The following is an 18,657-nucleotide window of genomic DNA, read 5'->3' as shown; positions in this document are numbered from 1 at the left end:
ACGCAGCGACTGACCCTGTACATTCAAGGCGCGTGCCAGATTCTCGCCACAAAATTAAGTTATTGAATCATAAAGGCTATCAGGAATACCACATGTAAAAATGCAATTGAGCGCCAAATAGGCGCTCAATTTGTGGGCAAAATTGGAAATTTGCGCATCATTTAATCACTTGCCCGTTTGCGAATCAGTCCCTCCTGCGCAACGGAGGCCACCAGCGCGCCGGAGCGATCATACAGGGCGCCGCGCGTCATGCCGCGCGCCCCGGACGTGCTGGGACTGTCCTGCGAATAGAGCAGCCAGTCGTCAAGCCGCGTCGGACGATGGAACCACATGGCATGATCGATGCTGGCGGCCTGGATGGCGGGATGGAAGATGGTCGTCCCGTGGGCATAAAGCGAGGTGTCCAGCAGCGTCATGTCTGACAGATAGGCAAGAACGGCCGCCTGGTAATGCCGGTCGTCCGGCACCGCTCCGGTGGCACGCACCCACATGTGCTGCTCCGGCTTCAGCTTCTCGTCGGAAATGTAGTGGACAAGCGAGACCGGCCGGATCTCCACCGGGCGCTTGCGCCCCCAGTAGCGCTTCACCATGTCGGGCGCCTGGGCCAGGAATACCTTCTGGAAGTCCTCTTCCGACATAAGCTCCTCGGGCTTCTTCACCGCCGGCATGTCCGTCTGATGGTCGTAGCCCGGCTCCTCGATCTGGGCGGAAACCGACATGGCGAAAATCGCCCGGCCGTGCTGGATGCCGGTCACCCGCCGCGTCGTGAAGCTCGATCCGTCGCGAAGGCGCTCGACCTGGTAGACGATCGGCACCTTCGGATCGCCGGGCAGCAGGAAATAGGCGTGCAGGGAGTGCACGAAACGGTCGTCCGGAGTGGTGCGTTGCGCCGCCATCAGCGCCTGCGCGATCACCTGGCCGCCGAACACCCGCTGCCAGCCGACCTGCGGGCTGAGGCCCCGGAACAGGTTTTCCTCCAGCCTTTCCAGATCCAGCGTATCGATCAGTTCGTCCATCGGCGACAGGGTGGCGGCGGGCTGCGGCATTTTTCACGGTCTCCGACGGTAGGAAGCACTCGACCGATGATCTATATGTCGGGCAGTGCAATCTCAAGTACGGCAGGAGAAAGCGATGCTGGATATGCTGATCGTGGGCGGCGGATATGTCGGCCTTTCCGTCGCAGTGGCGACCAAACAGGCAGCCCCGCACCTGTCCGTCGCGGTGGTCGAGGCCGCGCCCGACCATGTCTGGGAGAAGGACGAGCGCGCCTCCGCCATCATTGCGGCCGCCTCGCGCATGCTGGAGGTGATGGGTCTTTGGGACGAAATCGTCGTCGATTCACAGCCGATCAATCGCATGATCGTCACGGATTCGCGCACCGCCGATCCGGTCCGCCCGGTCTTCCTGACCTTTGACGGAGAGGTGGAGGAAGGTCGTCCGTTCGCGCACATGGTGCCGAATGTGGCCATGGTGCGGGCGCTGCGCCGGGCCTGCGGCGAACTGGGCATCGCGATTCGCCACGGCGTATCGGCCACCGGCTTTGCCGCCGGCCCCAATGCAGCAAGCCTGACACTTTCGAGCGGCGAGGTGCTGGAAAGCCGCCTTGTCGTTGCCTGCGATGGCGTACGCTCCAAGCTGCGCGACATGGCGGGCATCAAGACCGTGCGGTGGAACTACGGCCAGTCCGGCATCGTCACCACCGTCGAGCATGAACGGCCGCACGAGGGCTGTGCGGAAGAGCATTTCCTGCCGCCCGGCCCCTTCGCCATCCTGCCGATGACCGGCAACCGCTCCTCGCTGGTCTGGACGGAGCGCAGCGAGGATGCCGACAGGCTGGTCGCCGCCGACGACCTGATCTTCGAGGAGGAACTGCAGCGCCGCTTCGGCCATAAGCTCGGCGCGCTGCGCGTGGTCGGCAGCCGCAAGGCGTTTCCGCTCGGGCTGACGCTGTCGCGCGCCTTCGTCGCCCCGCGCCTGGCCCTGGCGGGCGATGCAGCGCATGGCATCCATCCGATTTCCGGCCAGGGTCTCAACCTCGGCTTCAAGGATGTGGCGGCGCTTGCCGAAACGGTGGTCGAGGCCGATCGCCTCGGGCTCGACATCGGCGCGCTGACGGTTCTCGATCGCTACCAGACCTGGCGGCGCTTCGATACCTTCCGCATGGGTGTGACGACCGACGTGCTGAACCGGCTGTTTTCCAACGATATCGGCCCGCTGCGCATCGCGCGCGATTTCGGGCTGGGCGTAGTCGAGCGCCTGCCGAAGCTCAAATCCTATTTCATCGGGGAAGCCGCCGGCACCAAGGCGAAGGATGCGCCGCGTCTGCTGGCGGGACAGGCGATCTGACGCAAAGGCCGCGCGGGGCCGCATCCGGCCCCGCCGCCGGTTCAATCCTCGATCCGCCGGGCCTCGGAAACCAGCATGATCGGAATGCCGTCGCGGATCGGATAAGCCAGACGCGCGCCTTCCGAAATCAGCTCGTTGGTCTGGCGATTGAACACGAGGCGACCCTTGCCGAGCGGGCAGACCAGCAGGTCCAGCAGCTTCGGATCGACCTTGGAAAGTTTTTCATCCATGCGGGACTGACCGTTTCCTACTGAAGAATGGTGTCGGAATCCCCGAAACCGCGGGCCAGATCGATCTCGGTGATGGCGATCAGGGTTTCGGCGCGGGTCTTCAGGTCGGGCGCCTCCAGCAGCGCCTGCTTTTCGGCCGGACCGAAGGGCGACATCATCGACAGTGAATTGACGAGCGTGCGGTTTCCGGCGCGTTCCACTGCCTCCCAGTCCGCCTCCAGCTTGTTGGCATCGAGATAGGCGCGGAAGACGCGCAGCAACTGCTGCCGATCGACCGCGGATTCGTCCTCTTCCCCGGAAAGATCCGACAGGAAGGGCATGAAGCGCACGGTGCGGAACGGATGCCCCTCGCCCACTTCCTCCATCACCCGGAAGCGGCACACGCCGCTCAGCGAGACGATGTAGCGACCATCGCCGGTCTCGGCAAAGGAGGTGATGCGGCCGATGCAGCCGACGGGGCTGAGCGCCGGACGGCTGCCCTCGCCGCTTTCGCCGAGCGCCGGCTGGATCATGCCGATCAGCCGGTTGCCGGAGAGCGCGGCATCGAACATCGCAAGGTAGCGCGGCTCGAAGATGTTGAGCGGCAGCTGGCCGTTCGGCAGAAGCAGGGCACCGCTCAGCGGAAAGACCGGCACGGTCTCCGGCAGATCCTCGCGCTTCACATATCTTGCATTGCCGACATGCATGGGCATCCTCCACCTCAAGGCGCACCGGAACGGGGCATCCTATATGTGGTGCCGGCATTCCGTTTCACAAGTCTTGCGGGACGGCGCCGGCCCCGATCAGGAAAACAGGATGGACGACAGGCGACGGCGCGCCGAGATGGTGGCCGGGTCCTTCGGTCCCCAGGCCTCGAAGAACTGCAGAAGCTGGCGACGCGCGCCGTCGTCATCGAAGCTGCGATCGGTCTTCATGATCAGCAGCAGATGCTCGGCCGCTTCCTCGCGCCGGCCCTCGACATTGAGGATCTTGGCGAGCTTCATGCGTGCCTCGTGATGATCCGGATGCAGCGCGAGTTCGTGTTCCAGCGCCACGGGGTCGCCAAGCTTGCGGGCTTCCTCGATCTGCTGCAGCTTCAGCACCACGGTCTGCACCGGCGGCTGGGAAGCGATCTCCCCGGGCAGCGATTCCAGCATCTGGCGAGCACGCGCCAGCTCGCCAAGCGCGATCAGGCAGTCCATCATGCCGGCAACGGCCTTGGCATTTTCGGGATCGGCCTGCATGACCGCGGCAAACAGCTGGGCAGCACCGTCAAGGTCACCGCTGTCGAGCAGCATGCGGGCCTCCTCCAGCGCCGCCTCGATCTCGGCGGCCTGGTCGGCACCGGCCGGACCGGCCACCTTGTCGATGAACTGGCGAATCTGGCTTTCCGGCACGGCGCCCATGAAGCCGTCCACCGGGCGGCCATTGACGAAGGCGATGACGGCGGGAATGGACTGGATGCCGAGCTGGCCGGGAATGGACGGATGGTCATCGATGTTGAGCTTCACCAGCTTGACACGGCCATTGCCCTCGCTGACCACCTTTTCAAGCGCAGGGGCCAACTGCTTGCAGGGGCCGCACCAGGGCGCCCAGAAATCCACCAGAACCGGCTGGCGGCGCGATTCCTCCAGAACATCCTTGGTGAAGGCGGCGGTCGTCGTATCCTTGACGTGGGCGCCGGGCGCCGGTGCAGCGGCACCGGGCGAGGCCGAACCGAAGCTCATCCGGCCGGTCATCTGGCCACCGTAGGAACCGCCATAGGGATTGTTGCTGCCGCTGCTCATGGATGTCTCCCGGGGATGCTTCTTCTGTCTGTGACGTCTGCTCGCAAAGATCGTATGTCAGCCCGTGACTTTCAAGACAAGCGGCTCGTGTCCGGTCGCCGTGAGAAAGCGAAGCAGATCGTCGCGGCCGATCGAGGTGGTGGCGTCGTTGGAAAGCGGATGGCCGTTGATGATCTCGTGGGCCATCAGGTCCTCGTCCAGCACGAAGGTGACGTTGTTGCCGGTGTCGTTCAGAGCGCCGAACACGGTGACGGAACCCGGAATCACGCCCAGATACTCCAGCATCTTCTCCGGACTGCCGAAGGAGACGCGGCTGGAGGCACCGATCACCTTGTGCACGCTCTTCAGGTCGACGCTCGCCCGCTCCTCCACCGTCAACACGAAGAAGCGGTCCTTCTTGTCCTTGACGAAGAGGTTCTTGGTGTGGCCGCCCGGAATCTCGTCGCGCAGGCTTTCCGATTCCGCCACGGTGAACACCGGCGGGTGATTCTTCGTGGTGTGACGGATGCCGAGGCCATCGAGGAAGCGGAACAGGTCTTGCGCAGTCTTGGGCTCGGAGGAAACGGTCTCTGTCATGGCGGGAGGCGGGACTTTCACTGGGGCTGAGGCGCCGGACGATCGGGAATTGCAAGCCGGATTATAGGGAGCGAAGAGGCCCTATCACAAGCCGCCTGACGGCACTTTCCGGCACCTCCGCGCACCGGCCAGAAAACGGCATTTGCGCGACCCCGAATGGGCACGAGAAGAGAGGCTCCAAATTTTGTATATATTCATCAAAGACTTACGAGAAAAATTCCGGAATTTTGAAAATCCTGTCATTTCCCTGTTGCATTCAAAAATGAGTTGGGCCATATAGCCCCCGTCGCCGCAACGCAGCGACCCGCGGTTCAGCGAACTACCCCGAACCGACGGAATGATGAGCGGGTGTAGCTCAGGGGTAGAGCACAACCTTGCCAAGGTTGGGGTCGAGGGTTCGAATCCCTTCGCCCGCTCCATTTTCCAGACAATCGTGATATTGATGACCGGAAGATGCAGCCCTTCGGGGCTCTGGCGTCTTGAAACGCTGGCAGCACGGGCGCTGTCGCGCCCGCACCATCCCGTACGTCGTTACGCGGGCAGCGGCCCGATGTAACGGGATTGCGGCCGGATCAGACGGCCGGTCTGCTCCTGCTCCAGCACATGCGCCGTCCACCCCGCCATGCGGCCGGCGGCAAATACGTTGGTGAAACTGTCGCGGGGAAACCCGACCGCCTCCAGAAGCAGGGCGGTGTAGAATTCCACATTGGTCTGCAGCGGCCGGAGCGGCTTTCTTTCCTTCAGCAAGGCCAGGGCCTTTGCCTCCACCTTGCCGGCAAAGGCAATGCGGCCGGAGCCATCCCTCAACGCAGACACCGCCTCCTTCAGCACATCGGCGCGCGGATCGCGCACGCGGTAGATGCGATGCCCGAATCCCATCAGCCGTTCGCCGCGATCGAGCGCGTCGGTCAGCCACTCGCCGATGCGGGCCTCGGTGCCGATTGCATCCAGCATGTCGAGCACGGGGCCCGGCGCCCCGCCATGCAGCGGCCCCTTCAAGGCGCAGAGACCACCCACGACGGAGGAGAAGAGCCCCGCCTTGGTGGAGGCGATCACCCGGGCTGCGAAGGTCGAGGCGTTCAAGCCGTGATCCGAGACGGTGACCAGATAGGTGTCGAGCGCCCGGATCTTGTCTTCTGTCGGCGCCTCGTTGCGCAGCATTGCCAGAAAATCGGCGGCATGGCCGAGCGTGGCATCCGGCGCCACCAGCGGCAAGCCGCGCGCCTGCCGGACAATGGCGGCGGTAAATACCGGCACGGCCGCCACCGCCAGCAGATGATGCGGCTCGGCGCTCTCGTCAGGGAGGGCGGAGAGAAGCAGCCGCAAGGCCTCGACGGGACTGAGATTCACGAGCCCCGGCAGCAGCGGCTGCATCAGCGCAAAGGCCCGCATGCGCGCCTTGCCGAGGCGGGCGGCAATCTCGTCAGCCGAAAGCGGCTGCGGCGCAAGGCCGTTCCACAACAGCTCCAGCACCGCCTCGAAGCGGTGTCCGGCCAGTTGCTGCAGGTGATGGCCGGCAATGATCAGTTCGCCCGCCTGCCCGTCCACATGGCTGAGACGGGTTTCGGCAGCAATCACATCATCGAGACCCGGCGTGGGGCTGTTGGCGGCCAGAACAGGCGTGAAGGCGGCAGATTGGCTCATGGCAAGTCTCCTCAGGACAATGAAGGACTTGAGCATGTTGCGATGCATATATATGGTCAATCTTGATTCATTCAATCAATGCAAGATCAGTCATGACCCAGCCCGACAAGTTCATGGATGCCGAAGGCGCCGCCGGCGCGCTCGGCATCAGCCGCGCCACGCTCTATGCCTATGTCAGCCGCGGCCTGATCGAGACGACGGGAACCGACGCGGATCCGCGCCGCCGGCTCTACAGCATCCACGACATCGAGCAGCTGAAGAAGCGCAAGAGCCTCGGGCGCCGACCAAAGGAGGCAGCCGCCACGGCTCTCGACTTCGGCCTGCCGGTGCTCTCCTCCTGCGTGACGCTGATCGAGGGCGGCCGGCTGTTCTATCGGGGCCGGGATGCGCTGGCGCTCGCCGCCGAGGCCAGCCTGGAAGAGGTTGCATGCCTGCTGTGGGATTGCGGCGAGGTCGATCCGTTCCGCGATCCGAAGGCGGAACCCGCGGCCTGGGACGAAGCTCTGCTTGCCGCGACGAACCGCCTGCCACTGACGGAGCGCTGCCAGTCGCTGCTGCCCTTCGTGGCGAGCGGCCGTGCCACCGCCTGGAGGCGCGAGCCGCGCCGGCTCTGGCCGGGGGCGGCGGCACTGACGCGCAGCATGGCGGCCGCCTGCCTTGGCCGGCAGCCGGATCAGCGCCCGGTGCATCTCTATCTGGCCGACCACTGGGGACTCGATGCCGACGGCGCCGATCTCATCCGCCGTGCGCTCGTGCTGCAGGCGGATCATGAGCTGAACGCCTCGGCCTTTGCCGTGCGGGTCGCGGCCTCCACCGGCGCCTCGCTCAGCGCCTGCCTGAATGCCGGGCTGTCTGCGCTGAGCGGCCCCAGGCATGGCGGCATGACCAGTCTCGTCGAACTTTTGTTCGACGAGGTGGAGCGGGTGGGCGATGCGGCCGAGGTGGTGGAGAGCCGCCTGCGCCGCGGCGATGGCGTGCCGGGCTTCAACCATCCGCTCTATCCGGCAGGCGATCCGCGCGCGAACGGCATCCTGCCGCATCTGCCCGCCGATCCGCTGACGGCCGATCTTCTGTCCGTGATGGAGGAGACGGCGGGGCTGCTGCCGACCTGCGACGTGGCGCTGGTGGCGCTGCGGCGCCGCCTCGCCATGCCGCGCGGTTCGGCGCTGGCGCTGTTTGCCATCGCCCGCACCTCCGGCTGGATCGCGCACGCGCTGGAGCAGACGCAGGACGAGCGGCTGATCCGTCCGCGCGCCCGCTATGTCGGCCCGCCGCCGGGCTGATTCTTTTTTTCAAAAAAATCGCGGCGCTGCGGAATAGGGTGAGGGTCTGTTCCGTATACTGGGGCATGAGCGACAAGAAGCACCCCTTCGATGTTCTGAACCAGCTGGCGACGCTGCGTCGCTACGCCCGCTCGCTCGTGCGCAATCCGGACGATGCGGAGGATCTGGTTCACGATGCGCTGGTGAAGGCCTATGAACGGAAGGGCACCTTCCGCACCGGCGCCAACCTGCGCAACTGGCTGCTGTCCATCGTTCACAACACCCATATCGACCGCCTGCGCCGCAAGCGTTCGACCGAGGCCCGCCACAAGGCCGCGGCCGAACTCGGCGAGACCGCGCATGTGGCCGATCCGGATCAGTCGATCCGCCTCAGGCAGCTGCGCGAGGCCTTCTTTGCCCTGCCGGAGGAGCAGCGCGATGCCCTGCATCTGGTGGCGATCGAAGGCCTTTCCTATCAGGAGGCGGCCGATGCGCTGTCGATCCCGGTCGGCACGCTGATGTCGCGCCTGTCGCGCGCCCGCGCAAGGCTGCGCGCCTTCGAGGAAAACGGCCGCCGCCTGCCGATCGCCAGCGGCCATCTGACAATCATAGAAGGGGGACGCGATGACACCCGTTGACCCGATCCAGCCCGCCGACGTGGAAGCCTATGTCGACGACCAGCTTGATGCCGCCCGCCGCATCGAGGTGGAAGCCTATCTCTCCGAGCATCCGGAGATTGCCGCCCGCGTGATGGCCGATCTTGCCATCAAGGGCGAATTGCGGCTGGCGCTTGCCGAAGGCCATCAGCGGCACGGCCGCCCGGACACGCGGGAAGCCGCCCGCCGGCTGCAGAATGCGCTGGCGCGCGGCCGCCTGTTTCGCTCGTTCCAGAGGCTGGCTGCCACCGTGGCGCTGATTGCCGTCGGCTGGGGGCTGAGCCATCAGATCGGCCCGCTGACGGTCTCGGAAGTGGTGGCCTCCGTGCCGCCGCCGGCCTTCGTGGAGGAAGCTCTGCGCGCACACGGCACCTCCATGCTGCGCGAGACCATGCCGTCCCAGAAGGAAACCTCGCTTTACGATCCGGCGGAGATCCGCTCCGCCACCGCGATCGTGATGCCGGAGATCCCGAAGGACTGGACGGTCAGCGACGTGCAGGTCTTCCCTTCCGCCTTCGGCCCGAGCGTGGAAATGGCCATCACGCGCGATTCCCATATTCGCCTCTCCCTGTTTGCCGTGCGCCCCGGCAGCTTTGCCGTGATGCCGGTGGCACTCGCCAGACAGGGCGAGGTGCAGGCCTCCTACTGGCAGATCGGCGACGTGGCCTATGCGCTGGTCTCCAATGCCGAGGATGCCGTCAACCTGAAGGGAGAGGCCGAACGCCTCGCCCGTTCGCTTTACTGAGAAACCTGAGGAGCAACATCATGAACCCCCGCTTCGGATACAATGCGGCGATCCAGTCGCAGGCGGCCTTCGATGAAGGCCTGCGCCAGCACATGCTGCGCGTCTACAACTACATGGGCCTCGGCCTTGTCATCACCGGCATCGTGGCCTTCATCGTCGGCACCACGCCGGCGCTCTACGTCCCGATCTTCTCCAGCCCGCTGAAGTGGGTGGTGATGCTGGCGCCGCTCGCCTTCGTCTTCTTCTTCTCGTTCAAGCTGCAGACCATGTCGGCCTCGGCCGCGCAGATGACCTTCTGGGCCTTCTGCGGCGTGATGGGCCTGTCGCTCGCCTCGGTGTTCCTGGTGTTCACCGGCGCCAGCATCGCCCGTACCTTCTTCATCGCCGCCACCATGTTCGGCGCCACCAGCCTCTACGGCTACGTGACCAAGCGGGACCTCGCCAAGTTCGGCTCCTTCCTGATCATGGGCCTGATCGGCGTGATGATCGCCTCGATCGTCAACATCTTCCTCGGCTCCAGCGCCCTGCAGTTCGCCGTCTCCGTCATCGGCATCTTCGTCTTCGTCGGCCTGACCGCCTGGGATACGCAGAACATCAAGGAACAGTATGCCGAAAACTTCGACCAGGAGAGCCAGCAGAAGCTCGCCGTCTTCGGTGCGCTGTCGCTCTATCTGAACTTCGTCAACATCTTCCAGCTGCTGCTGAGCCTCACCGGCCAGCGCGAAGAGTAAACCCGGTCCATATCTATCCGAAGGAGGAAACAACCCATGGACTACAACGACCGCCAGGCGATCGAGGGTCTGTTCGGCAAGCTCTCCCACGTGGAGAGCCAGTCCGGCCCGCGCGATGCGGAAGCGGATGCCTTCATCCGTGATCGCATCGCCGCCCAGCCGGGTGCACCCTATTTCATGGCGCAGACGATCGTTGTGCAGGAACAGGCGCTGAGCGAGGCGCAGGCGCGGATCGAGCAGCTGGAACACCAGCTGGCGAGCCGCCCGGCGTCGGGCGGCGGCTTCTTCTCCAGCCTGTTCGGCAGCACCGCACAGCCGGCCGCCCAGCGCAGCCAGCCGCGCGGCATGGCCGCACCACCGTCCGCCATGCCCGCCCAGCCGCAGGCCGGCCCGCGCAATCCCTGGGGCCAGCAGGCGCCGGGTTATGGTCAGGCGCCCGGCCAAAGTTTCGGCCAGGGCTATGGCCAGCCCGCCCGCGGCGGCGGCTTCCTCGCCGGCGCGGCACAGACGGCGATGGGTGTGGCCGGCGGCGTGCTGCTCGGCAATGCGATTGCCGGCATGCTGGGTGGCGATGAGGCGCAGGCCGCCGAGGATCCGGCAGCGTCCGACACCGGCGCCGAGGACATGGGTGCCGAAGATATGGGCATGGAAGACGAATCCTTCTTCTGATCCGCCCTGACGTAACGAAATGGCCATGTTTCTATGGCATGGCCATTTCCCATGACCGCATCGTGTTTCACCCCCTTTTCCGTTGAGTGATCGATGGCGCTGCTTTCCGAACCATCGATGCCCGACGATGATGATATGGACCCGACCGCAACCGGCCGGCAGGACAGTTTTTCCACCATCCTGCGCAGGCTGGCCGAAGACGAGGCGCGCACGCGCATTGCCGTCGCAGACCTGCTCGAGGCCATGAAGGACCGCGCCTTCGGGGCGTTGCTGTTCATTTTCGCCATGCCGAACACCATTCCGACGCCGCCCGGCACCTCGGCGATCCTCGGCATTCCGCTGGTGTTTCTCAGCCTGCAGATGGCGCTTGGGCAAACGCCCTGGCTGCCGAAGGTGATTGCCGGACGCTCCATGCTGCGCACCGATTTTGCCGCGATGATCGACAGGGCAAGCCCTTGGATCATCAAGGCGGAGCGCATGCTCAAGCCGCGCTACCCGGCCCTGTCGCAGCCGGCCATGGAGCGGCTGATCGGCGTGATCTGCCTCGTGCTCTCGATCATCCTCGCCCTGCCGATTCCGCTCGGCAACATGCTGCCGGCGGTGGCGCTCTGCGTGATGGCCTTCGGCATTCTGGAGAAGGACGGCGTGTGGGTGGTGCTCGGCGTGCTGATCGGCATCGCCTCGCTGTTCCTCGTCGCCGGCGTTCTCTATGCCATCGTCAAGGCGCTGATCTTCTTCGCCGCCTCGATCTTTGCCTGATCAGAGCGCAAATCCGTCAAGACGCGCCGAAAGCGCCCGGATGCCGTCCACATCGGCATTGGCGAAGGCAAAGCGCAGATAGCCTTCCTGGCCCGGGCCGAAATAGCCGCCGGGAATGCAGGAGACGCCCACCGTCTTCGCCAGAGCCTCGGCAACGGTCGCAGAGGAAACGCCCGCAAAGGGATGGCGCACGAAGGCGAAATAGGCGCCGACAGCGGCAAGCTGCCAGTCCTGCAGTCCCGCCATCACCTCTCTCAGCGCCTCGGCGCGCTTCAGGATCTCCAGCCGGTTTTCCTCACGCCAGCCGGCAAGCACCGGCAGAGCCTGCTCGACCGCCGCCTGCGCCGCCCGTGGCGCGCAGATCTGCAGATTGTCCATGATCTTCGCCACCTGGGCGATGAAGGCCGGACCGGCGGTGATGGCGCCCAGGCGGTGGCCGGGAATGCAGAAGCTCTTGGAGAAGCTGTAGAGCGAGACGATGAAATCTTCCCAGCCCTGCCGCCGGAACAGGTCATGCGGCGCAGCCTTCCCCGAAGGCAGGAAATCCCGGTAGGTCTCGTCAAGGATCAGCCAGACACCGCGGTCCCGGCAGAGATCGGCAATGGCCGCCAAAAGGTCCGGCGGATAGACGGCACCGGTCGGATTGTTGGGCGAGACCAGCGCCAGCGCCTTCACACCGGCATCGAGCGCCGCAGCCACCCCTTCCACCGTCGGCAGAAATCCGTCTTCCGCGCGGCAGGCGACGAAACGGGTGCCGATGCCGAGCATGGCAAGCGTCGTTTCGTGGTTGAAATAATAGGGCTCGGTCATCAGCACCGTATCGCCGGCACCCGCCACCGCCATCACCGCACAGATGAAGGCCTGGTTGCAGCCGGAGGTGACGTGGATGTTCTCCGCGGCAAGCGGCGCGCCATAGATCTGCGAGACATGCGCGGCATAGGCATCGCGGAGCTTCCGCTCGCCCTCGATCGGGCCGTAGCCGGTATAGGCAAGCGAGGCGGCGGTCTGGCCCAGAAGCTCCAGCATCACCGGATGGGCCGGATAGCCGGGCACGGCCTGCGACAGGTCGATCAGCGGCCCCCTTGCCCCGTCATAGGCACGCGCCCAGGCCTGAACGGAGGGAACCGGGGGCGGAGAAATCCGCTCGACGAGCGCGTTGAAGGCGGGCTTGGGCAGGGACATGGCACGGGATCCGGAATGGGGAAGACAGGTCGGGCGGGAGCGATGGCCGGGATCGGCACGCACGGGCTGCGTTCCGACCGCTCCGTGCGGGAACGGCGGAACGGCCAAGCATTCGGCAGGGGCGTCAGCTTCTGGAGAAGACGTAGTCGGTTTCCTGGCGCAGCACTTCGCCCGGGCGCAGCACGGCATTCGGGAAGCCCGGATGATTGATCGCATCCGGCCAGATCTGCGTTTCGAGGCAAAGCCCGGCATAGGGACCGTAGAGCTTGCCGGAGAGGCCCGGCACCGTCGGCTTCAGCTTGAAGCCGGCATAGAGCTGAACGCCGGGCTCGGTGGTGCGCACTTCGAGCGCGACACCGGAATTGACGCTGCGCACCAGGGCGACCGAGCGCTTCTCGACCCGCTCGCCGGACAGGCAGAAGTTATGGTCGAATTCCACCTGGCCGCCATCCGGGCCGGTGCGGCGCACGGGCCCGAGTTCACGCAGATCCATGGCGCTGCCGGCCACCGGCACCAGCGTGCCGGTCGGCACCTGATGCTCGTCCAGTTCGAGATAATGATCGGCGGCAATCATGATGTCGTGGCCGAGAACGTCATCGCGGCCATCGAGATTGAAATAGGTGTGCTGGCAGATATTGGCGAGCGTCGGCTGGTCGGTCACGCTTTCGTAGACGACGTTGAGGACACCCTCCTCCTTCAGTTCGTAGGTGGCCGTCACCGTGCAGTTGCCGGGATAGCCGCCGCGGCCATCATGATCCGTCACCTGCAGGATCACCTTGTTTTCGGCATGGGCGACGATCGTCCAGTTGGTCTTGCCAAGGCCGTCGCTGCCGCCATGCAGGTGCGTGTTGCCGTTCTGGTTGAGGTCGAGCTGGTAGCTCTTGCCATCCAGCGTGAACTGGCCCTTGCCGATGCGGTTGGCGACGCGGCCGGGGGTCGCACCGAAATAGGAGGAATATCTGGGATAATCGTCGAAATGGTCGAAGCCGAGCACCAGCGGCGCCTCATGGCCTTCGAGACGCAGATCCTGGATCACGGCGCCCCAGGTGATGACATGGGCCGTCAGCCCGCCTCCGGAAATCGTCACCCGGTAGACCGTTTCGCCCTTGGGAGTGGTGCCGAAGATCTCGCCTTGCGTCGTCATGTCTGCCTTCCTGTTGTCGCTTTGAAGCGGGCGCAAACTGCGCCATTTCCAGGCCCTTGGCAATGCGAAACAGAGGTTCAGCGCGACAGCTGGCGGGTGGCGCGCTCGAGCCCTTCCAGCGTCAGCGGAAACATCCGCCCGTCGAGCAATCGGCGCATCAGGACGATGGAGTGGGTGTGATCCCAATGTGTCTCGGGCACCGGATTGATCCAGACGACGCGGCGGAAATGGCCGGAGATTCGCTGCATCCACACCGCCCCCGGCTCCTTGTTCCAGTGTTCGACGGAGCCGCCTGTCTGGGTGATCTCGTAGGGGCTCATGGTGGCATCGCCGACGAAGATCACCCGGTAATCCGCCCCGTAGCTGCGCAAGAGATCGGCGACGGGCAGGCGCTCGGCGCGGCGGCGGTTATCGCGCCACACGCTCTCGTAGAGGCAGTTGTGGAAGTAGAAATGCTCAAGATGGCGAAATTCGGCCCTGGCAGCGGAGAACAGTTCCTCCACCACCATCACGTGATCGTCCATCGAGCCGCCGACGTCGAAGAACATCAGAAGTTTGACCGCATTGCGCCGTTCGGGCCGGGTCTGGACGTCGAGATAGCCATGTTCGGCAGTCGAGCGGATGGTGCCGGGCAGATCCAGTTCGTCCGCCGCTCCCTCGCGCACCCAGCGGCGCAGGCGCTTCAGCGCCACCTTGATGTTGCGGGTGCCGATCTCGCGGGCATCGTCGAAATCGCGGAATTCACGCCTGTCCCACACCTTCGCCGCCTTGCGGTGACGGGAGCCTTGCTGGCCGATGCGCACACCTTCGGGATTGTAGCCATAGGCGCCGAAGGGCGAGGTTCCGGCCGTGCCGATCCATTTCGAGCCGCCCTGGTGGCGGCCCTTCTGCTCCTCCAGCCGCTTTTTCAGCGTTTCCATGAGCTTGTCGAAACCGCCGAGCGATTCGACAAGCGCCTTCTCCTCCGCCGTCAGGTGTTTTTCCGCCAGCTTGCGCAGCCATTCCTCGGGCAACGTCTCCACATCGACGCCATCGGCGGACGACAGCGCGGCCAGCCCGCGAAAATTCACGGCAAACACCTGGTCGAAGCGGTCGATATGCCGCTCGTCCTTCACCAGTGCTGCGCGGGCCAGATAATAGAAGGCCTCCACGTCGAAATCGGCAAGCCCCGCCTCCATCCCCTCAAGCACATCCAGGAATTCCCGGAGCGTGACGGGAATTTTGGCTTCCTTCAGCGTCAGGAAGAAGGGGATGAACAAGGGCTCGTCCTTCAGAAGGTTCCGATCTTCTCCAGCTCGTAGGGCGTCGTCTGGTAGATCTCGTTGATCCAGTTGCCGAACAGCAGATGCGCGTGGCTGCGCCAGCGGTTCTGCGGCGGCAGCGACGCATCGTTATGCGGAAAATAGTTGTGCGGCATCTTGATGGGAATACCGGCATTCACGTCGCGGAAATATTCATCCGCCAGCGACGTCGAATCATATTCCACATGGTTGAACATGTAGAGCCGGTTGCCCTTCTTCTCATGCACGAGGCAGACGCCCATCTCCTCGGATTCCATCAGGATTTCCAGCCCCGGCACCTTTTCGATATCGGCGCGGCGCACTTCCGTCCAGCGCGACACCGGCACCTGGAAATCATCCGAAAAGCCGTTGAGATAGATGGAGGACGGGCAGAGATTGCGGTGGCGATAGACGCCGAAGGCCTTTTCCTTCAGCTCGTGCTTCGGCACCTTGTGGAAGTGGTAGATGGCGGCCATGGCGCCCCAGCAGACATTCAGCGTCGAATGGACGTTCGTCTCTGTCCAATCGAAGATCTGCTGCATCTCGTCCCAGTAGGTCACCTCCTCGTAGGCCAGGGTCTCGACCGGCGCACCGGTGATGATGAAGCCGTCGAACTTGCGGTGCTTCACCTCCTCCCACGTCTCGTAGAAGGACAGGAGATGGTCCTCGGAAGTGTTCTTCGCCTTGTGGCCGCCGATGCGCACCAGCGAGAACTCCACCTGCAGCGGCGAGGCACCGACGAGGCGCGCCATCTGCACTTCGGTCTTGATCTTGTTCGGCATCAGGTTGAGCAGACCGATCTGCAGCGGGCGGATATCCTGCCGCACGGCCACCGTCTCGGTCATCACCCGCACGCCCTCGTTCACCAGCGTCTGGAAGGCAGGCAGGGTATCGGGAATCTTGATCGGCATGGTTCGGACTCGACAAAAACAAAAAACCGGTGGCGATACATCGCAACCGGTCCGGGGAAGCCTACATCTCTTCTCGCGGCCCTTTAGCGACTTGTTTAACGTGGCTGCAAGCCGGCCGGCCAAATCACCACGATGGATTGCTTAAATAGGCTGTTCTTCCGCCAAGGTCAATCAGGGCAGAAAGCGGTGTGCTGGCGGCAGCACGCAGAGGGCCTCGCCCATCTCCAGCCCGAGCCTGCGATACGCCTCGCTCAAGGCGAGCCAGTGCAGGCGGAAGCGGATCGGCGGACTTCCGTCGAACGGCGTTTCCTCCCAGTGTATCCAGCTTTCCGCAAAGGGGCCTGCCAGCGGCAGATGGAAATAATGGCGACGGTGCATAACCTGCCGCCCTTCCCGCACGAAGCTGTAGTCATGGCTGAACAGCGGCTGCAGCATGGAATCGACGTCGAGCCCCGTCTCCTCGAAAAACTCACGCGCCGCCGCATCCGCAAGATCTTCTCCGGCCTCGACGGTTCCGCCCGGCACCTGCAGCGGCACCTCGGGAAAATCCGGCTCGTCGAACACCAGCAGCCGGCCGTCCCAGACGGCATAGATCAGCACCTTGACTGCGTCGGCCATCAGCGCTCCCGCCGCGCCATGAAGGCCATGCGCTCGAAGAGGTGCACGTCCTGCTCGTTCTTCAGGAGCGCACCGTGCAGCCTGGGCAGGGCCGTCTTCACGTCGGCGCCGAGATCATCGGGATCGATGTCGTCGGCAACGAGCAGCCGGATCCAGTCCAGTGCCTCGGATGTGGAGGGCTTCTTCTTGAGGCCGGGCATCTCGCGGATCTCGTAGAAGCGGGTGAGTGCGGCGCGCACCAGCTTCTGCTTGATGCCGGGATAATGCACCTCGACGATGCGCGACAGCGTCTCGGCATCCGGAAAGCGGATATAATGGAAGAAGCAGCGGCGCAGGAAGGCGTCCGGCAGTTCCTTCTCGTTGTTGGAGGTGATGATCACGATGGGGCGTACTTGCGCCCGCACGGTCTCGCCCGTCTCGTAGACGTGGAACTCCATGCGGTCGAGCTCCTGCAGCAGGTCGTTCGGAAACTCGATATCGGCCTTGTCGATTTCGTCGATCAGCAGCACCACCTTCGTCTGCGCGGCAAAGGCCTGCCACAGCTTGCCGCGGCGGATGTAGTGCGAGACCTCGTTGACGCGCGGATCGCCGAGCTGGCTGTCGCGCAGCCGCGATACGGCGTCGTATTCGTAAAGTCCCTGCTGCGCCTTGGTGGTGGACTTGATGTTCCACTCGATCATGGAAAGGCCGAGCGCCGCGGCAACCTGGCGGGCCAGTTCCGTCTTGCCGGTGCCGGGCTCCCCCTTCACCAGCAGCGGGCGCTCCAGCCGGATCGCGGCATTGACCGCCACCATCAGGTCCTTGTCGGCAATGTAATCGGCGGTTCCGGTAAACTGCATCTCTCTTCCCGCTCATCTGCTCCGTCGAGGCCCCGGACGGTAGAGAGACGGCCATCGTTTCGCAAGCGGGACGACATGGAACGGCGATTGAAGCCGATACCTTGGCAGGATCGGCGCAAATCCGCTTGTATTCGGCCCGCGTTCTGTCAGGCTGTCCCTGGCATCTGCGGATGCTTCGACGCAGGCGCCGGCCGACGACCGGCACCGGCCAAGAGCATGATCTCTTCGATACGACGACGGCTGACCTGCCAGCGCCGGCCCGCATGGCCTGCGCCATGATTGTCCTTTGCACGACAACCATCGACCTGCCGCCTGAACCACACCACACATCATTGTCCGCCGCGAGAGCCTCGGGCTGCGCGAGTGGAACCAGAAAGGGAAAACACCATGGCCAAGGGTCAAGTCCGCTCCAACCGTGAAGCCCGCAAGCCGAAGAAGGACAAGGCAAAGCCTTCAACCGCTCCGGTGACCAGCTTCACCACCCAGATCAAGAACGCCGACGCAGCCGGTCCCAAGAAGCGCTAGGACCAGCGACGAGGTATCGTGAACCGCGATCCGTCGCGGTTCACGGCTTTTGCTGTTTGCCGTCCTCGCTTCGGCCTTTTGCTTTTGCCGGAAGATGCGCTAAGGGCAGGTGCATGAACACCTCATCCTTCACCATCCTTCTCGGCGGCCATCTGAAGCGAACCGCGCGCCTGAGCGCGCTGATTGCCGGCAGCCGGGTGATCGCCGCCGACAACGGCATCCGCCATGCAAGCCTGCTCGGCCTTTCCCCGGAACTGTGGGTCGGCGATTTCGATTCGACCGATGCGGCGCTTGCCGCGGAATGGTCGCGGGTCGAGCGGCACCGTTACCCGGCCAGCAAGGCGGCAACGGATGGAGAAATCGCCGTGGCGGAAGCCATTGCCCGCGGCGCGACCCGCCTGATCCTCATCGGTGCCTTGAGCGGCGAGCGCTCGGACCACGCCCTGCAGCACTATCTGCACGGCATAAGCCTGGCCGAGGACGGTTTCGAGGTGGTGCTGACATCCGGCGAAGAGGAGGCCTATCCACTGATCGGCGGCGATCAGATGGAACTGGAACTGCCCAGGGGCTCGCTGTTCTCCGTGCTCGGCTTTTCGGCGCTCGAAGGCCTGTCCATTGCCAATGTCCGCTATCCGCTCCAGGATTTTTCGCTGACATTCGGCTCCTCACGCACCATATCCAACATTGCCGAGGGCGCAATTTCGCTGTCCCTCAAGCAGGGGCGCGCCCTTCTGATCGCCCGTCCCGATGATTTCACCGGAGCTTGACGCACAC

At 64.4% G+C, this 18,657-nt stretch carries 21 protein-coding genes, 1 tRNA gene and 1 riboswitch; of the genes, 10 read left to right on the top strand and 12 right to left on the bottom strand.

Features of this window, described 5'->3' with window-relative positions:
• Positions 1-161: 161 nt before the first annotated feature.
• Positions 162-1,046 carry an acyl-CoA thioesterase II gene (gene tesB, locus KLP42_RS12020; protein WP_252192944.1) on the bottom strand — a complete coding sequence of 295 codons (885 nt, stop codon included), beginning with the start codon at positions 1,044-1,046 and terminating at the stop codon, positions 162-164.
• Between the two features lie 85 nt (positions 1,047-1,131).
• On the opposite strand from tesB, the gene KLP42_RS12015 reads away from it, so the two are divergent.
• Positions 1,132-2,346: a ubiquinone biosynthesis hydroxylase gene (locus KLP42_RS12015; protein WP_215566976.1), complete on the top strand. Its 1,215-nt coding sequence runs from the start codon at positions 1,132-1,134 to the stop codon at positions 2,344-2,346.
• A gap of 41 nt (positions 2,347-2,387) precedes the next feature.
• Here KLP42_RS12015 and KLP42_RS12010 read toward each other — a convergent pair whose 3' ends face one another.
• The 4 genes from KLP42_RS12010 to KLP42_RS11995 all read right to left on the bottom strand — a co-directional run bounded on the left by KLP42_RS12010 (position 2,388) and on the right by KLP42_RS11995 (position 4,918).
• Positions 2,388-2,576, bottom strand: a complete 189-nt coding sequence (locus KLP42_RS12010; RefSeq protein WP_215566975.1) for a Trm112 family protein — start codon at positions 2,574-2,576, stop codon at positions 2,388-2,390.
• A gap of 17 nt (positions 2,577-2,593) precedes the next feature.
• The gene (locus KLP42_RS12005; RefSeq protein WP_215566974.1) at positions 2,594-3,262 is read right to left on the bottom strand and encodes an LON peptidase substrate-binding domain-containing protein; all 669 of its coding nucleotides are present in this window, start codon (positions 3,260-3,262) and stop codon (positions 2,594-2,596) included.
• A gap of 96 nt (positions 3,263-3,358) precedes the next feature.
• The gene (trxA, locus tag KLP42_RS12000) at positions 3,359-4,342 is read right to left on the bottom strand and encodes a thioredoxin (RefSeq protein ID WP_215566973.1); all 984 of its coding nucleotides are present in this window, start codon (positions 4,340-4,342) and stop codon (positions 3,359-3,361) included.
• A gap of 57 nt (positions 4,343-4,399) precedes the next feature.
• Positions 4,400-4,918, bottom strand: coding sequence for a prolyl-tRNA synthetase associated domain-containing protein (locus KLP42_RS11995; RefSeq protein WP_215566972.1), 519 nt, complete (start codon positions 4,916-4,918; stop codon positions 4,400-4,402).
• 344 nt (positions 4,919-5,262) lie between these two features.
• Here KLP42_RS11995 and KLP42_RS11990 point away from each other — a divergent pair.
• A tRNA-Gly gene (locus KLP42_RS11990) sits at positions 5,263-5,337 on the top strand.
• Positions 5,338-5,449: 112 nt separating this feature from the next.
• Here the strand turns inward: KLP42_RS11990 and KLP42_RS11985 are convergent.
• Positions 5,450-6,562 carry a citrate synthase/methylcitrate synthase gene (locus KLP42_RS11985; RefSeq protein WP_215566971.1) on the bottom strand — a complete coding sequence of 371 codons (1,113 nt, stop codon included), beginning with the start codon at positions 6,560-6,562 and terminating at the stop codon, positions 5,450-5,452.
• A gap of 92 nt (positions 6,563-6,654) precedes the next feature.
• Here KLP42_RS11985 and KLP42_RS11980 point away from each other — a divergent pair, with 92 nt between their 5' ends.
• The 6 genes from KLP42_RS11980 to KLP42_RS11955 all read left to right on the top strand — a co-directional run bounded on the left by KLP42_RS11980 (position 6,655) and on the right by KLP42_RS11955 (position 11,384).
• Positions 6,655-7,845, top strand: a complete 1,191-nt coding sequence (locus KLP42_RS11980; protein ID WP_252192943.1) for a citrate/2-methylcitrate synthase — start codon at positions 6,655-6,657, stop codon at positions 7,843-7,845.
• 65 nt (positions 7,846-7,910) lie between these two features.
• The gene (locus KLP42_RS11975) at positions 7,911-8,462 is read left to right on the top strand and encodes a sigma-70 family RNA polymerase sigma factor (RefSeq protein WP_215566970.1); all 552 of its coding nucleotides are present in this window, start codon (positions 7,911-7,913) and stop codon (positions 8,460-8,462) included.
• Positions 8,449-9,225 carry an anti-sigma factor family protein gene (locus KLP42_RS11970; protein WP_215566969.1) on the top strand — a complete coding sequence of 259 codons (777 nt, stop codon included), beginning with the start codon at positions 8,449-8,451 and terminating at the stop codon, positions 9,223-9,225. Before KLP42_RS11975 ends, KLP42_RS11970 begins: the two co-directional genes overlap by 14 nt.
• Before the next feature lie 20 nt (positions 9,226-9,245).
• Entirely contained in the window at positions 9,246-9,956 is a 711-nt protein-coding gene (locus tag KLP42_RS11965) for a Bax inhibitor-1/YccA family protein (RefSeq protein WP_215566968.1), read from the top strand.
• A 36-nt stretch (positions 9,957-9,992) separates the two neighbouring features.
• On the top strand, positions 9,993-10,625 hold the full coding sequence (locus KLP42_RS11960) for a DUF2076 domain-containing protein (protein ID WP_215566967.1): 633 nt from the start codon (positions 9,993-9,995) through the stop codon (positions 10,623-10,625).
• A 117-nt stretch (positions 10,626-10,742) separates the two neighbouring features.
• Complete coding sequence (locus tag KLP42_RS11955) at positions 10,743-11,384, top strand: exopolysaccharide biosynthesis protein (RefSeq protein ID WP_215566966.1); 642 nt, start codon at positions 10,743-10,745, stop codon at positions 11,382-11,384.
• Here the strand turns inward: KLP42_RS11955 and KLP42_RS11950 are convergent, their stop codons facing one another.
• The 6 genes from KLP42_RS11950 to KLP42_RS11925 all read right to left on the bottom strand — a co-directional run bounded on the left by KLP42_RS11950 (position 11,385) and on the right by KLP42_RS11925 (position 17,358).
• Positions 11,385-12,566, bottom strand: a complete 1,182-nt coding sequence (locus KLP42_RS11950; protein ID WP_215566965.1) for an aminotransferase — start codon at positions 12,564-12,566, stop codon at positions 11,385-11,387. It abuts the gene before it with no gap.
• Positions 12,567-12,690: 124 nt separating this feature from the next.
• Entirely contained in the window at positions 12,691-13,710 is a 1,020-nt protein-coding gene (locus KLP42_RS11945) for an aldose epimerase family protein (RefSeq protein ID WP_215566964.1), read from the bottom strand.
• Positions 13,711-13,787: 77 nt separating this feature from the next.
• Positions 13,788-14,969, bottom strand: a complete 1,182-nt coding sequence (locus KLP42_RS11940; protein WP_215566963.1) for a vWA domain-containing protein — start codon at positions 14,967-14,969, stop codon at positions 13,788-13,790.
• An 11-nt stretch (positions 14,970-14,980) separates the two neighbouring features.
• Positions 14,981-15,901 (bottom strand): homoserine O-acetyltransferase MetA, encoded by a 921-nt coding sequence (gene metA, locus KLP42_RS11935; protein WP_215566962.1) that lies wholly within the window; start codon positions 15,899-15,901, stop codon positions 14,981-14,983.
• A gap of 63 nt (positions 15,902-15,964) precedes the next feature.
• Positions 15,965-16,042, bottom strand: a riboswitch (SAM riboswitch).
• A 30-nt stretch (positions 16,043-16,072) separates the two neighbouring features.
• Positions 16,073-16,519, bottom strand: a complete 447-nt coding sequence (locus KLP42_RS11930; protein WP_353844873.1) for an NUDIX hydrolase — start codon at positions 16,517-16,519, stop codon at positions 16,073-16,075.
• A complete protein-coding gene (locus KLP42_RS11925; protein ID WP_215566961.1) occupies positions 16,519-17,358 on the bottom strand; it encodes an AAA family ATPase in 840 nt (279 codons plus the stop codon). The genes KLP42_RS11930 and KLP42_RS11925 overlap by 1 nt, the downstream gene beginning before the upstream one ends.
• A gap of 387 nt (positions 17,359-17,745) precedes the next feature.
• Here KLP42_RS11925 and KLP42_RS11920 point away from each other — a divergent pair, with 387 nt between their 5' ends.
• Together KLP42_RS11920 and KLP42_RS11915 are read left to right on the top strand one after the other, a co-directional pair.
• On the top strand, positions 17,746-17,883 hold the full coding sequence (locus KLP42_RS11920; RefSeq protein WP_215566960.1) for a hypothetical protein: 138 nt from the start codon (positions 17,746-17,748) through the stop codon (positions 17,881-17,883).
• Between the two features lie 113 nt (positions 17,884-17,996).
• Entirely contained in the window at positions 17,997-18,650 is a 654-nt protein-coding gene (locus KLP42_RS11915; protein WP_215566959.1) for a thiamine diphosphokinase, read from the top strand.
• Positions 18,651-18,657 lie beyond the last annotated feature (7 nt).

This window comes from Rhizobium sp. CSW-27, assembly GCF_018760785.1.
GTDB lineage: Bacteria > Pseudomonadota > Alphaproteobacteria > Rhizobiales > Rhizobiaceae > Neorhizobium.
Note: the sequence above shows the minus strand (reverse complement) of the source record. Positions and strands in the feature narration are given on the sequence as shown.

Bases quoted from the DNA above. Each gene is read 5' to 3' on its own strand.
- tesB (WP_252192944.1), bottom strand. From the start codon at position 1,046: ATGCCGCAGCCCGCCGCCACCCTGTCGCCGATGGACGAACTGATCGAT.
- KLP42_RS12015 (WP_215566976.1), top strand. From the start codon at position 1,132: ATGCTGGATATGCTGATCGTGGGCGGCGGATATGTCGGCCTTTCCGTC.
- KLP42_RS12010 (WP_215566975.1), bottom strand. From the start codon at position 2,576: ATGGATGAAAAACTTTCCAAGGTCGATCCGAAGCTGCTGGACCTGCTG.
- KLP42_RS12005 (WP_215566974.1), bottom strand. From the start codon at position 3,262: ATGCATGTCGGCAATGCAAGATATGTGAAGCGCGAGGATCTGCCGGAG.
- trxA (WP_215566973.1), bottom strand. From the start codon at position 4,342: ATGAGCAGCGGCAGCAACAATCCCTATGGCGGTTCCTACGGTGGCCAG.
- KLP42_RS11995 (WP_215566972.1), bottom strand. From the start codon at position 4,918: ATGACAGAGACCGTTTCCTCCGAGCCCAAGACTGCGCAAGACCTGTTC.
- KLP42_RS11985 (WP_215566971.1), bottom strand. From the start codon at position 6,562: ATGAGCCAATCTGCCGCCTTCACGCCTGTTCTGGCCGCCAACAGCCCC.
- KLP42_RS11980 (WP_252192943.1), top strand. From the start codon at position 6,655: ATGACCCAGCCCGACAAGTTCATGGATGCCGAAGGCGCCGCCGGCGCG.
- KLP42_RS11975 (WP_215566970.1), top strand. From the start codon at position 7,911: ATGAGCGACAAGAAGCACCCCTTCGATGTTCTGAACCAGCTGGCGACG.
- KLP42_RS11970 (WP_215566969.1), top strand. From the start codon at position 8,449: ATGACACCCGTTGACCCGATCCAGCCCGCCGACGTGGAAGCCTATGTC.
- KLP42_RS11965 (WP_215566968.1), top strand. From the start codon at position 9,246: ATGAACCCCCGCTTCGGATACAATGCGGCGATCCAGTCGCAGGCGGCC.
- KLP42_RS11960 (WP_215566967.1), top strand. From the start codon at position 9,993: ATGGACTACAACGACCGCCAGGCGATCGAGGGTCTGTTCGGCAAGCTC.
- KLP42_RS11955 (WP_215566966.1), top strand. From the start codon at position 10,743: ATGCCCGACGATGATGATATGGACCCGACCGCAACCGGCCGGCAGGAC.
- KLP42_RS11950 (WP_215566965.1), bottom strand. From the start codon at position 12,566: ATGTCCCTGCCCAAGCCCGCCTTCAACGCGCTCGTCGAGCGGATTTCT.
- KLP42_RS11945 (WP_215566964.1), bottom strand. From the start codon at position 13,710: ATGACGACGCAAGGCGAGATCTTCGGCACCACTCCCAAGGGCGAAACG.
- metA (WP_215566962.1), bottom strand. From the start codon at position 15,901: ATGCCGATCAAGATTCCCGATACCCTGCCTGCCTTCCAGACGCTGGTG.
- KLP42_RS11930 (WP_353844873.1), bottom strand. From the start codon at position 16,519: ATGGCCGACGCAGTCAAGGTGCTGATCTATGCCGTCTGGGACGGCCGG.
- KLP42_RS11925 (WP_215566961.1), bottom strand. From the start codon at position 17,358: ATGCAGTTTACCGGAACCGCCGATTACATTGCCGACAAGGACCTGATG.
- KLP42_RS11920 (WP_215566960.1), top strand. From the start codon at position 17,746: ATGGCCAAGGGTCAAGTCCGCTCCAACCGTGAAGCCCGCAAGCCGAAG.
- KLP42_RS11915 (WP_215566959.1), top strand. From the start codon at position 17,997: ATGAACACCTCATCCTTCACCATCCTTCTCGGCGGCCATCTGAAGCGA.